The 13,027-nt window shown below is 43.4% G+C and carries 15 protein-coding genes; 3 read left to right on the top strand and 12 right to left on the bottom strand.

Translation table 11 applies throughout. The features are described 5' to 3' along the window. Window positions 1–437: 437 nt before the first annotated feature. The 3 genes from ACH6CZ_RS00285 to ACH6CZ_RS00275 form a co-directional block, all read right to left on the bottom strand. Complete coding sequence (locus ACH6CZ_RS00285) at window positions 438–758, bottom strand: thioredoxin family protein (protein WP_374095429.1); 321 nt, start codon at window positions 756–758, stop codon at window positions 438–440. Continuing rightward, a complete protein-coding gene (locus tag ACH6CZ_RS00280) occupies window positions 745–1,773 on the bottom strand; it encodes a PTS sugar transporter subunit IIC (RefSeq protein ID WP_374095427.1) in 1,029 nt (342 codons plus the stop codon). The genes ACH6CZ_RS00285 and ACH6CZ_RS00280 overlap by 14 nt, the downstream gene beginning before the upstream one ends. A gap of 88 nt (window positions 1,774–1,861) precedes the next feature. Next, the gene (locus ACH6CZ_RS00275; protein WP_374095425.1) at window positions 1,862–2,386 is read right to left on the bottom strand and encodes a hypothetical protein; all 525 of its coding nucleotides are present in this window, start codon (window positions 2,384–2,386) and stop codon (window positions 1,862–1,864) included. 144 nt (window positions 2,387–2,530) lie between these two features. Between ACH6CZ_RS00275 and ACH6CZ_RS00270 the strand changes: the two genes are divergently transcribed. Further along, window positions 2,531–2,977: a YtoQ family protein gene (locus tag ACH6CZ_RS00270; protein ID WP_374095423.1), complete on the top strand. Its 447-nt coding sequence runs from the start codon at window positions 2,531–2,533 to the stop codon at window positions 2,975–2,977. Between the two features lie 32 nt (window positions 2,978–3,009). Here ACH6CZ_RS00270 and ACH6CZ_RS00265 read toward each other — a convergent pair whose 3' ends face one another. After that, window positions 3,010–3,519, bottom strand: a complete 510-nt coding sequence (locus ACH6CZ_RS00265) for a DUF84 family protein (protein ID WP_374095421.1) — start codon at window positions 3,517–3,519, stop codon at window positions 3,010–3,012. A gap of 2 nt (window positions 3,520–3,521) precedes the next feature. Continuing rightward, entirely contained in the window at window positions 3,522–4,595 is a 1,074-nt protein-coding gene (locus ACH6CZ_RS00260) for a M42 family metallopeptidase (RefSeq protein WP_374095419.1), read from the bottom strand. 165 nt (window positions 4,596–4,760) lie between these two features. On the opposite strand from ACH6CZ_RS00260, the gene ACH6CZ_RS00255 reads away from it, so the two are divergent. Continuing rightward, a complete protein-coding gene (locus ACH6CZ_RS00255; protein WP_374095417.1) occupies window positions 4,761–5,078 on the top strand; it encodes a hypothetical protein in 318 nt (105 codons plus the stop codon). Window positions 5,079–5,310: 232 nt separating this feature from the next. Here the strand turns inward: ACH6CZ_RS00255 and ACH6CZ_RS00250 are convergent, their stop codons facing one another. The 6 genes from ACH6CZ_RS00250 to thpR all read right to left on the bottom strand — a co-directional run bounded on the left by ACH6CZ_RS00250 (window position 5,311) and on the right by thpR (window position 10,669). Further along, complete coding sequence (locus ACH6CZ_RS00250) at window positions 5,311–6,165, bottom strand: YtnP family quorum-quenching lactonase (protein WP_374095413.1); 855 nt, start codon at window positions 6,163–6,165, stop codon at window positions 5,311–5,313. Between the two features lie 259 nt (window positions 6,166–6,424). Continuing rightward, window positions 6,425–7,066: a tRNA (guanosine(46)-N7)-methyltransferase TrmB gene (trmB, locus tag ACH6CZ_RS00245; protein ID WP_374095411.1), complete on the bottom strand. Its 642-nt coding sequence runs from the start codon at window positions 7,064–7,066 to the stop codon at window positions 6,425–6,427. A 249-nt stretch (window positions 7,067–7,315) separates the two neighbouring features. Beyond that, a complete protein-coding gene (locus tag ACH6CZ_RS00240) occupies window positions 7,316–8,110 on the bottom strand; it encodes a phosphotransferase (protein WP_374095409.1) in 795 nt (264 codons plus the stop codon). Window positions 8,111–8,218: 108 nt separating this feature from the next. Continuing rightward, window positions 8,219–9,154 (bottom strand): diacylglycerol/lipid kinase family protein, encoded by a 936-nt coding sequence (locus ACH6CZ_RS00235; RefSeq protein WP_374095408.1) that lies wholly within the window; start codon window positions 9,152–9,154, stop codon window positions 8,219–8,221. Further along, window positions 9,151–10,119: an NERD domain-containing protein gene (locus tag ACH6CZ_RS00230; protein ID WP_374095406.1), complete on the bottom strand. Its 969-nt coding sequence runs from the start codon at window positions 10,117–10,119 to the stop codon at window positions 9,151–9,153. The genes ACH6CZ_RS00235 and ACH6CZ_RS00230 overlap by 4 nt, the downstream gene beginning before the upstream one ends. Then, complete coding sequence (gene thpR / locus ACH6CZ_RS00225; protein ID WP_374095404.1) at window positions 10,103–10,669, bottom strand: RNA 2',3'-cyclic phosphodiesterase; 567 nt, start codon at window positions 10,667–10,669, stop codon at window positions 10,103–10,105. Before thpR ends, ACH6CZ_RS00230 begins: the two co-directional genes overlap by 17 nt. A gap of 128 nt (window positions 10,670–10,797) precedes the next feature. Here thpR and cysK point away from each other — a divergent pair, with 128 nt between their 5' ends. After that, complete coding sequence (gene cysK / locus ACH6CZ_RS00220; protein WP_374095402.1) at window positions 10,798–11,730, top strand: cysteine synthase A; 933 nt, start codon at window positions 10,798–10,800, stop codon at window positions 11,728–11,730. A 411-nt stretch (window positions 11,731–12,141) separates the two neighbouring features. Here the strand turns inward: cysK and dat are convergent, their stop codons facing one another. Then, complete coding sequence (gene dat, locus ACH6CZ_RS00215; RefSeq protein ID WP_374095400.1) at window positions 12,142–13,011, bottom strand: D-amino-acid transaminase; 870 nt, start codon at window positions 13,009–13,011, stop codon at window positions 12,142–12,144. Window positions 13,012–13,027: the final 16 nt, after the last annotated feature.

Genomic DNA, 13,027 nt, shown 5'->3' with positions numbered 1-13,027 from the left:
TTATGAATTAAATCAGTTAATAAATATGGCAGATGATGTATGCAAAAGTCATCCATTATACAAACATTAAAACGAGGTAATATAATTCATTCAAATGTTGAATTCCCTTATTTTTTCTCCGCATTTCATTGTACACGAAAAAGCCCCACTCCTAAAGTATTTCAATTTAGGAGCGGGGTGCTAACATAAAACATTAATTAATACCCTGCATTACTATAGTAAAGAGACAGGAACAAATTAGTTATATTTTTATTGAAACAATATATCGATTGCAATTCCAGTGCAGCGAAGCGTAAGGCGGTGACTCCGGGACGATTAGTAGGAAGCTGAGACCCCGCAGGCTTGCCGAGGAGGCTCAGCAACCACCGTCCGGAAAGCATCCGCCTGAAGCGCAGCGAAACGGTTAAGACTCTGAAACAACTTTTTAAGTCACTAAGTTATGAAGCTTTCAGACCTTCTACAAACTGTTCAATTTCTTCCTGTGTCTTACGGTCTTTGCTGACAAATCTTCCCGTCTCTGTTCCATCTTCAAATGCAACAAAGCTCGGAATCCCAAATACGCTCAGGTCTGCACAGATATCAATAAACTCATCGCGATCAACATAGATGAACTGATAATCCGGATACTTACTTTCTACCTCGGGTAAAATCGGTTCAATGACTCTGCAATCCGGGCACCAGTCTGCTGAGAACATAAAGATGTGCTTTCCACTGTTTTTCATTTCGTTAAATTGTTCAATCGACTCAAGCTTTTTCATGTTTAATTCCTCCTGTAGCAATTCTCATCTGGCCGGGCTTGATCATCCCTGCCTTTAGCATGTAATGAGATAGTAACAGGCTAATCACTGCCGGTCCAATAATATGCAATAATCCTACTTTTAATAACACGTCCATTGTAAAGCCCATCGTATCAAACGTCATGATCTGCCCCACAAATCCGCTTGTACCCATGCCAGCACCGGAGGCATTGTTCTCCATTTGGAACCAGATCGTACCAATTGGGGCTAATAAAACACCTGCTACAGTTGGCGGGATCAGTATGAGGGGGTTCCTGACAATATTAGGCACCTGGAGCATAGATGTTCCAATTGCCTGTGCAATAGAACCTCCCCATTTATTATCACGGTAACTTGCCACTGCAAATCCGATCATCTGAGCACTGCAGCCGATTGCTGCCGCACCTGCTGCAAGACCATCTAATTCAAGCATCAATGCGATCGCTGCACTTGAAATCGGTGCAGTAAGCGCAAGACCCATTAAGCCTGCTACAAGCATTCCCATGACGAGCGGCCGCTGTTCAGTTGCCCAGCCAATTGTTTCACCGGTTGCATGCATAAACGACTGAATCTCAGGACCCACCAGTGCAGAGATTCCATAACCTGCCGCAATTGTGACAAATGGCGTAATAATAATATCAATTTTAGTGGATCCGCTGACCAGCTTCCCGGCTTCAGTTGAAATAACAGCAGCCACATACGCGCCGGCCGGACCACCAAGCGCGTAGCCTGCTGCTCCTGTAATGACCCCTGCAAATAGTACAAGCGGAGGTGCTTTTAAGCCGTACGCTACAGCTGCACCTATTGCCGGTCCTGCAAGCCCCATTGCAAGTACACCCATCTCAGTCAGAAAGTTAATCCCAAGTTCATTACCGGCCGTCTGCATAATCAGTCCGATGATTAATGAACTGAATAGACCAAGCGCCATAAAGCTTAAGCCATCAATTAAGTAAGTTTTAAAAGAAATATGTATGCCTTTTTTCTTCAAAAATCCCATGCCGTCCTCTCCTTCCTATAATAGTGTAATGACAAGTGTAAAGGTTGTAAAGTTAAAAATGATTTTGCTTATAAAAAAATCCGGAAGACTATTCTTCCGGATTTTCCTGGTTCCATTTTGTTGATCTGACAGTTTCCATCATCCATTTTGCGTTACTGCTGATGTCTTCAAGTTTTGTGATGGTTGTCATTTTTGCATAATCTATGCCTGTTGTCAGTTCGTAGTTTTCTTCATCAACCTGTCTGAGCAGTACATAACCGAAGCGGTCTTTTTCTTCGAACGTTTCATTAACCAGCCATTCTTCCTCAGCAGCTTCTGTCATGGTATAAATGACATCATTACCTGCTTCTTCATTTAAATGATGGAAAAGAACAAATGTCTCATTACTTTGTTCAATGACAGCATTATGATCAGACGTTTCAGCTACTTCAGTGTTATAAGGAAGGTGCACTTCCAAATCGTCTAATTCTGTATTCGGTCTTTCTGCTTCTTCATAAAAAATCTCTTCTACTTCCTCAAGCGATTTGTCTCTTTCCTGCTCTATAGTTGTATTACAAGCTGCAAGTACAGCGGATGTGAAAATGATAAATAAGATAAACAGATGTTTCTTCAATGATTTTCCTCCTTTTGAACACGTTCGCTAACCATCATACTAATCCACCAAACTTTTGACAACCCTTTCGTCCGGCAAATAATTTCCAGCCCGATTTCTGTCATGTTATACTTGATCCATTACATATTGAAAAGGAGCGATTAGATGGAACTGACAATTTATCTGGCAGGAGAAATCCACAGTGACTGGCGTGCTAAGTTAAAAGAACAGGCTGAATCACTTCCATACAAGCTGCATTTCACAGGTCCGATGGAAAATCACAGCCGCTCAGATGATATTGGAGAAGAAATTCTCGGTGAGCAGCCGAATGCAATTTTTAAAGACGATGCTGCATCTGCTTTTAATAATCTCCGCACGCAGGTCCTGCTACAAAAATCAGACTTGGTGATTGCACTATTTGGCGAACAGTACAAACAGTGGAATACTGCAATGGATGCTTCAGCAGCATTGACGATGAATAAACCGCTGATCCTGATCCGTCCTGAAAAACTGCACCATGCACTAAAAGAATTGTCACGCAAAGCAACGGTAACAGTAGAAACACCTGAACAGGCACTTAAAGCCGTTTCTTATATTTTTGAAACTGAATAATGATAAAAAGGGATCGCCTGGACGATCCCTTTTTATTTGCCTTTTTCATATTCCCACTGACCGATCAGCAGTTCAACAATATGTTCAAACATCTGTGCTCTTGTCACTCTTCCGTTTGTAAAAAAGCCGACTGCGCCTTCTTTTTGCCTGATGTTGCGCTGTTTGCTGAACTGCTCCATCAACGGTCCCAGTTCCTGTCCTTTACGAAGCGGATCTGCAAGTTCCTCAGGCAGCCTGATGCTTGCACCTGAAGCAGTAAATGGTTCTTTAAAATCAGGCACTACTAAAGCACCCCAGTTACATATATAGAGACCATCTGCTGTTTCGGCTACTCCACCCTCAAGTCCAATGCCGGCAGCCCCCTGATAGAGAGCTGCTGCATTTATCGCACGATTGATGGCACCCTGCCTCGTTTCGTCATGCCCAAAAGGCTGATCTTTCACACCCGATTCTGTTTTAAAGCCTTTTACTTCGCCGAAAGTCCAGCAGTTTTCAACTGCCTGAACTTTCGCCTTATTCTGTGTACCGACAGCCAGATTCATGATTATGACCCCTGTCTGATCGTCTCAACTGTTGACTTATCACATGATTTTACAAGCTTCACAAGCAGTTCTTTCGCCGCTGCATAATCATCGATATGAATCATTGAAGCAGATGTATGAATATATCTTGAGCAGATTCCGACAACAGCACTTGGTACACCTTCATTTGAAATATGTACGCGTCCTGCATCCGTTCCACCTGCAGATACAAAGTACTGATAAGGAATGTTATTTGTTTCCGCTGTATCAAGAACGAATTCTCTCATGCCGCGATGAGTGACCATACTGCGGTCAAGAATACGGAGAAGCGTCCCTTTTCCAAGCTGACCAAATTCATTTTTATCACCTGTCATATCATTTGCAGGACTTGCATCCATTGCAAAGAAAATATCAGGCTTAATCAGATTCGCAGCAGTCTGTGCACCTCTTAAGCCCACTTCTTCCTGAACAGTTGCACCGCTGTATAAAGTGTTTGGCAGTTGTTCATTCTGAAGCTCTTTTAAAAGTTCAATCGAAATTCCGCAGCCATAGCGGTTATCCCATGCTTTTGCAAGAATCTTTTTCTTATTTTCCATCGGCGTGAAAGGACATACAGGAACAATTTGCTGACCAGGCAGGATCCCCATTGATTCAGCATCTGCTTTATCATCAGCTCCAACATCAATCAGCATATTTTTAATATCCATCGGCTTTGCACGCTTATCTTCACTTAACAGATGAGGAGGAATAGACCCGATCACACCCGTAATTTTTTTATCATTTGCGACGATTTCAACACGTTGTGCAAGCAGCACCTGACTCCACCAGCCACCGAGCGTCTGAAAACGGATCATCCCATTTTCCGTAATGCCCGTCACCATAAATCCAACCTCATCCATATGCCCGGCTGCCATCACGACAGGACTATCTTCAGGCCCCTTTTTCAAACCGAAAATACTGCCAAGACCATCCTGTACAATCTCATCTGAGTACTTGGACAGCTCCTGTTTCATCAGTTTTCTAATCGCATACTCATTACCCGGCGCACCCGGCAGTTCTGTTAATTGTTTAAATAACGTAAGTGTATCCTGATTCATTATGTATACTTCCTTTCATATATGCATTCCATTTCATTTTACAGAACTTTCTTTCACCTTTCCACTTGAAGGATTAAAATTGGAAGATGTTGCTCTTTTTTCATGTGCATAGTTGATGCGAATCCGCTATACTAAAATGTAGTTGAATATCCGGAGGTGAATCATATGAATTGGAAAGATGCAGCGCTTGGAGCAGCAGTAGGCTTAACAGCCGGTGTTGTGATCAGTCAAGGCACAAATGCAGTACAATCGAATCAGGTTTCTGCCGAGAAAGTTCTTCAAAATGTGAAAGATCAATTTAAGCAGGAAGGTCCGATTGACGGCTCCTGGATTCAGATGAACCCAGAAGATCATCAGGTACTTGCAGTAAAAAGCAAAGTGTATCGTGGAGGCATTTCCCGTCACCACGGCAGTGAACTGGAACAATTTGAGTTTATTGCTGATGCGAGAACAGGCACAGTGATGGATGTATATAAAATATAATGTAAAAGGAGGCCTGGATTCAATCCGGGCCTCCTTTAATCATTCCGCTGCGCTTCAGGCGGACGCTTTCCCCGTGAGCCAGTTCTGGCTCCGATTCAATCGGACCTCCTCGAACGTTGCCCTGCGGGGTCTCACCTGTCCTTCTTCTCTTGCTGGAGGGAGTCGCCGCCTTCTGCTCTGTTCACCTCAGGATTCTCTCATTCATTTAATTGATATAAAATTAAACTTTTAATCAATCCGTAAATGGTGTTCTCTTCAGCTCACCTGCTACTTCTTTACCTGTTTCATTCCATTTGATCATACGGACGTGGGCGTCGTGGTAGAAACTGAACCACCAGCCGTTGTTCAGTCCATCTTTTACCCACTTTTCTTTCGCAAAAACTGATGTCATCGGATAATCATCGTATGCAAGCACCCATAATGGATTCTGATGGGCATGAGTTGGCATTAAATCCGCCATGTGGAGGATCACTTCATCGTTTTGTTCCATCTTTACGATACAGTGACCGTCACTGTGACCACCTGTATGAATCATCGTCATGCCAGGAAGTACTTCCAGTTCTTCTGTAAATGTTGTCACCTGCTCCTGAATCGCTTCCCAGTTTTCTGTCCAATATGTATTTCTGGATCTGATATTCGGATTCCTGATTTCATTCCACTCTGTTTCACTTGCGAGGATCAACGCATTCGGAAATACAGATTTCATTCCCTCACCTTCTGGCGTTGTTAAACCGCCAATATGATCGAAATGCATGTGCGTCATCACAACTGTATCAATATCTTCAACTGTCAGATTCAGTTCGCTGAGCGAGCGTTCAATCGACGCTTCGCGTGTAATACCGTAATTCCGCTTCTTTTTCTCATCGTATTTACCGGTCCCGACACCTGCATCGATCAGGATATTTCTATCTCCCGTTCGAACAAGCAGCGGCTCAGTGACAAGCTCAATCTGATTCTTTTCATTCACCGGATATTTTTTTGACCAGAGCGGTTTAGGTACAACCCCAAACATCGCGCCGCCATCCATATTCGTTATTCCTCCATCAAGCCAGTAAAGTTCCCAATCACCAAACTTAAAAGAATCCATTTTGATCGCCTCCTTATGTATACGCTTACATATTATCACAGAAGGGAAGTCTTTGCTAAAAAAGGATTGGTTCACGGTCTGGGGTTGTAGCAAAATCGTGTGAAGTTGCATGTTACTACATGCAGGTTGTAGCGATACACCCGGGAGGTTGTAGCAATTAGCGCAGAACTTGTAGCAGTCCAGTCAGAACTTGTAGTAGTCCGCCCATACATAACAAAAAATCCGCCCCCCTTTTTAAAAAGAAAGAACGGATTCAACATTATTGGTAACGCACTTCACAGCGGTAGATCGGCTGCCCCATTGAAGAAAACTTTTCTTCATACTCTGTCATGACATTACCTTCAAAATCACTGTTATGAAGGTCCAGGCTGACATACGTCAGCAGCAGACCATAGGCTGAAAAGCTCTGCAGTGAATACTCAAACAGTCCCCTGTTATCTGTCTTAAAATGGATCTCTCCATTTTCAGGAAGAACTGTTTTATAAAGGTCCAGGAACTTTTTAAATGTCAGACGGCGCTTTTCGTGTCTTGTCTTTGGCCATGGATCAGAAAAGTTCAGATAGACGCGGTCAACCTCGCCTCTTTCAAAAACGTCACCGAGGATCTCTGCATTGATTGTCAGCAGCTTCACATTCGGGATATCTGCTTCAATCATTCTATCAAGTGCGCTGATGGCAATACTTTCAGACAGCTCAATAGCGATATAATTCACGTCAGGGTGCATTTTGGCCATTTCAGTAATGAACCTGCCCTTACCTGAACCTACTTCAATATGCAGTTCGTTTTCGTTGCCAAACACTTCTGTCTTCCAATTTCCTTTATGTGATACAGGCTCAGCAGGCACATATTGCGGATGCGATTTTAAGTGATCTTCTGCCCACGGCTTATTCCTTGCTCTCATAATAATAAGCTCCTTTATTCTGTTTTAATATTTTTACTAAAAATAGTTTCAATTGTAAATCCAGCTGACCCCTGGAATGCAGGACGAAGACTCCTGCGGCAGGAAAGGACAGATGAGACAATGGCGAAGCCTGCTGGCTCACCGCCCGGCCGCGGAAAGCGAATTCCTGCATGGAAAGGGGCAGCGGTTTGTATAATCTGAAATCAAAAATAGCCTGTACTCTTCTGTTGTTGCCAGAAAAGAATCAGGCTACTTCGGGTTTTCTTTCTTTTGGGTGCGCTGGAGAAAGTTCATCCACTTTGTTACATCGTGCAGCCTGCCTTTGTCCTTCTGCCACTGCAGCATGACAAGCGCCTGGCATACGACATACCATTTCATACGAAGTCTGAAATCATCCGTCAGCTCTTCGCCGTAATGAGACATCCAGCTGCTCCATTCCTGCTCAGGTACATACCAGTATAAAAGCATACCAACATCAACAGCAGGATCAGCAAGCATGGCGCCATCCCAATCTATCAAAAATAATTCATTCACATCAGATAAAAGCCAGTTATTATGATTCACATCTCCATGGCAAACGACATAGCTTTCCGCAGAAATGCCATCAAGATGATAACGTAAAAAAGAGAGTGCTTCTCTTACAGGCGGCAGATACTTCAAATCAGTATCAAGCGTATCGGCTACTTCCTCATACATAAGAGAAGGGTCATATGGTTCCTTTCCCAGTCTTTGCAGCATAGAAGTTAATGGCCTGGAGCTATGAATTTTTTTCAGCATTTTCGCGATTCGGGGACCGTTCATCTCATCTGCATGAAGCTCACGACCGTTCAGCCAGTGCTGTGCTGTAATCACATCACCGTTTTCAAGCCGCTTTGTCCACTTTAACCTTGGCACAATTCCTTCCGCTGATAGTACAGCTAAAAAAGGTGATGAGTTGCGCTTAAGAAAAAGCTTCTGTTCATGATATCTTGCGAAAAAGGCTTCACCAGAAGCGCCTCCTGCAGACATGATCTCCCAGTCCTGATCATCAAATAAATGTTCCAATTCATTCACCTTCTATAGCGGAGTGGTTTAAGATCTTCATCATTCATAGAATAGAAAAAGATAGCAGCTAGACAAAGCGCTATCCTTTTAAAATATTATCGTTTTTCCCTATGATTCGTCAAGAGTTAACTTAGCTGCGGTCCGGATTTCAAGCGGTGCAGCCGCTGCTTTTAGGGGTTCACCCTTTTTCAGCAGACCGTTGTCTTCCCCATCTGCATGCACCCTGACATCTGTTTCAGTTCGACAAATTACTTGTTTTGAACGGATCAGGCTTACTTCTTTACATTTCGTGTGTGTGCCTTTAAATACGCTGACAAACACGAGTAAGAACTTCATTCTGGACAGACCGTGAACAATCGTGATATCAAGCTCTCCATCCTGACTGTCTGCAGACGGGGCGATTTTCATCCCGCCGCCAAAATACGGCTGGTTGGAGATCGTCATAAACCAAACCCTGTTAAATTGATAGTTCTGATTGTTTGCTGTCATGTTCAGCGTATATGGTTTAAATGTGAAAAGCAACCGCACTAAAAAGACAACATATACGATCTTTCCAATAGATAATTTATTTAGTACCTTTTTAATTCTGGATTGATTGGCAGCATATGCGACTTCCGCATCAAATCCCGCTCCCATATTACTTACTGCTGATCTGGTTCCATTCATTTCATAGCGGATAACATCGTGATTCTCAATTGATATTAGCTTTAAGTATTCAGGCAGCTGCTTATCCAGCTTAAAGCCACCGAAATGTCTGGCAAAATCATTTCCTGATCCTGCAGGGATTGATACAAACACAGCATGCTGATGCCCGGCTGCACCATTCACTGTCTCATGCATTGTTCCATCACCGCCTGATACAATAAAACAGACTTCCTCAGATGGATTTGACGCGCACCATTCCCGTATCCGTCTTTCAGCATCATGCTTTGCTCTTGTCATCCATATTTCAACCCCGGCTTTCTGCAAGCCTGAAAGCATGGTCAGCTGATGCTGATTGATTCCTTTTCCTGCATTCGGATTAAAAATGGCGATTAGTTTCATTCGCCATCCTCCGATAGTAGGTCATCAGCCGCTTCATTCCATTCCATCCGCTTCACTGAAGTCGTTTGCGTATATTCAATGACAGCACGCGCTGCTTTCATCTGCATATGCTTAAACGGTGAAGACATTGTCCGCTGCTGATCATGCCATTTTTCAATATTTCTTTTATCAATTACTTTATAGCCATACGGTATATCAGGAAAATCCAGATAGCCTGTTCTAGATAATACTGCTTTATGAATCGTAAAATCCACTTCATTTTTATCAAAAATCTGCTGGAGAATAGAAGTAGTACGATCCAGCGAAATTAAAGGATTTAAAAGCGTGTGCTCGCTTTCTCCTTTTTTCACCTTCCAGAACCGCTCCGTGGAGCCTACAAACACTGTGTTTTCTCCCTCTTCAAGCATTGAAATACACCAAAGGCCGGTTGGTGTAAAAAGCAGGATTTCAAGTTCAACCGGTGCTTTTTTCAGCAGGAGAATCGGCTCATACATCAATAAAAAAGTATCCGGAAACCGCTGCAGAAAAAACTTCAATTGATCATCACGGTGATATTTCGAATCAACATAAGATTTTTCTGTCAGAGTTGAGCTTGCCCATGTAAGCTGAAACTGCAACAGCTGATCGAGATACAGGTGCTTCAGATCGTCAAGTGTTTCCGGCTTATAGTAAACGGAAGGCTCAAAAGACAAATCATCGCTTTCAGCAGGTTCCACCGGATCATCAGGTTCTTCCTCATGCCTGACGAGAATCTTTTTGAAGCGTTTCAGAATTCCATCTTTCCCTTCAACTTCTTCTCTGAAGCGCTGAACTTCATCTTTATTTAAATAAAAGTCACCATCTTCCCACTGCTTCTTAATCTTTGTCCACTGCTGTTTTTTCAGTCTGACATATTGAGAAGGATAGCGGATCATATCTTTTTCGTAACGTGACACATAGTCCTGCAGCTTAATCAGCTGTGCCATTATTTTCACCGCTTTCTTTTAGCTGAAATGATTGATAGGTTGAATACATTGGAGAATGTCCGGGATGAATTTTATATACCCTCACTTCGGTGATTTGCGCCGATACAGGGTCTAGGGAACCTCTGTATACAGTTGCTGCTTCACCTTTCCATTTTTTCGCAAGCGTCACATGCGGCCTGAAAGGTCTGCTTTCACCTTTTTCAATTACACTGACTGCTGACTGTACACAGTCATATAAAGAAGATAGTTCGGTTGATTCCCGCGGCCCTGCCCACCATACGCGTGGTGAATCTTTCGGTCCAAAAGTATGTATGTGATCGAACACTACCTGGAATGTCTGACGCTCCTTTATCTTTTTATCGAGCGCTTCACAGACAATATTAAGCTGCTGCTCAGATACAGCACCGAGAAATGACAGTGTGATATGAAGGTCAGCCTGGTCTGTGACTTTCTTAAAAGCCTCTTCTGTTAAAAAGGACTGACGAATGTTATGTAGTGTTTCTTTTACTTCATCAGATAATGTACATGCAACAAAATAGTGGTTATCCATGACAGACCTCCATCATTTGGTATTGGCTTCATTATATCGTTTTTTTGCAGTCTGGACAGTCTAAATTGAATCCTGACGTATGAAAAGGTAGAATGAAAACACGTAACTGTCTTGAAAGGATGATGATGATGAAAGTCGTTAACAATATTGCAGAACTGATTGGGGATACTCCCTTTGTCAAACTGAACCGTCTGCAGCCTGAAAAAGGTGCCACGGTTTATGCAAAACTTGAATATTATAATCCGAGTAAAAGTGTAAAAGACCGTGCAGCTTTTAATATGATTGTAGAAGCTGAAAAGGCCGGTTATTTAAAAGAAGGTTCAACAATTATTGAACCGACGAGCGGCAATACAGGAATTGGTATTGCGATGAATGCATCAGCAAGAGGCTATCGCTCCATCCTGGTGATGCCGGATACAATGACGGCTGAGAGAATTAATCTATTAAAAGCATATGGCGCTGAAGTGGTACTTACACCAGGCGATGAAAAAATGCCTGGTGCGATTAAAAAAGCCAATGAACTCGCGAAGGAAATCGACGGCGCATTTGTACCGATGCAGTTTGAAAACTTCGCGAACCCTGATGCACACAGAAAATCAACTGCGCTTGAAATTATCGAGGCAGCTGACCAGCTTGGAAAGCCGCTCAGCGCATTTGTCGCGACAGCAGGCACAGGCGGTACAATTACAGGTACCGGTGAAGTATTAAAAGAAAAGTATAAAGATCTCCAGGTGCATGTCGTTGAACCTGCAGGCTCTCCTGTACTCTCAGGCGGAAAGCCCGGTAAGCACAAGCTTGTTGGGACAAGCCCGGGCTTTATTCCGGATATTTTGAATCAGGATGTGTATGATAAGATCCACAAGATTGAAGATGAGCAGGCATATGACATTACAAGACGCCTTGCGCGTGAGGAAGGGATTCTTGTTGGACCTTCATCAGGTGCTGCCTGCTACGCAGCTTTAGAAGTAGCAAAAACGCTCCCTGAAGATTCATTTGTGGTGTTTATTGCGTGTGATACAGGTGAAAGATACCTGTCCAGTGATGTTTTCAGGTATGAATAAAGTGTCGCATTAGAACCGCGGACCCTTTACGTACAGGACTTCGCTTTCCTGCCCCCGGACGATGAGCCTCCTCGGCTACGCCTGCGGGGTCTCATCTGTCCTTTCCCGGGGCGGGGGTCTTCGCCCTGTACTCCAAGGGTCCGCTCAGTATTACTTACAATTTTGTCTTGCAAAAAGCCCTCAGTTCCTTTATTGGAACTGGGGGCTTTTGATTTTTCTTAATGAGAGTAATACAGACGATTATCGTTTATATAAATACTCCTGCATATTTGCACAGCTGTGATTGCAGTGGAAGGGGCGACTCCTGCGGCAGGAAGGGACAGGTGAGGCAATGGCGAAGCCTGCTGGCTCAGCACCCGGCCGCGAAGTCCCCCTGGAGTGGAAATCACAGCCCCCTTATATAGAGCAATACTAGAGTGTAATCGTCTCTGTCAATGCACCGCACTGTTGTTCAACTGCACCTTCGAAAGCTTCCTGCAGTTTACGTGTCCAGCTGCCTGGTGCGCCGTTAGCGATTTGCTGATCATTCACTAATGTCAGCGGCATGACTTCTGCTGTTGTGCTTGCCATAAATACTTCTTCAGCATTGTATAATTCATCAAGTGTAAATGATTTCTCTTCCACCTTCAGGCCGATATCAGCACAAAGCTTAATGATTTCACGGCGTGTGATTCCGTTTAGAATCAGGTTTGTCGCCGGGTGTGTATACATTGTATCGTTAGAAATCATAAATACATTTGATGAAGACCCTTCTGTGACAGTTTCATCTCTGTGAAGAATGGCTTCGAAACCGCCTTTTGATACTGCTTCCTGTTTAGCAAGAAGGTTGCCGAGTAAGTTCAGACTCTTGATATCGCATCTGAGCCATCTCACATCCGGAGTCGTGATTGCTTTTACGCCAGCGCTCATATCACCGACAGGGCGTGCTACTTCTTTTGTATAAGCAGTCAGAACGGCATTCTGCTCTTCAGGGAAGTGGTGCTGTCTTGATGAAGCACCTCTTGTCACCTGAAGATAGATGATGCCTGTATTAAGCTGGTTATCTGTCATCAGCTTTTCTAATCTTGCTGTTAATTCCTCAAGTGTAAAAGGAAGTGACAAAAAGATTTTTTCTGCTGATTCGAACAATCTTGTCAGATGTTCTTCAGCTGTAAACATTTTACCGCCGTACACTCTTACTACTTCATATACGCCGTCACCGAACTGGTATCCGCGGTCTTCAATATCCACTGTTCCATTCACACGGTCTAAAAACTGATCATTTACAAGAATTGTACCCAAACTGATCTCCCCCTCA

The sequence above is a fragment of the Jeotgalibacillus sp. JSM ZJ347 genome (genome assembly GCF_044383825.1).
In the GTDB taxonomy this organism is placed as follows: domain Bacteria; phylum Bacillota; class Bacilli; order Bacillales; family Jeotgalibacillaceae; genus Jeotgalibacillus.
This window is presented reverse-complemented; position numbering and strand designations above follow the sequence as displayed.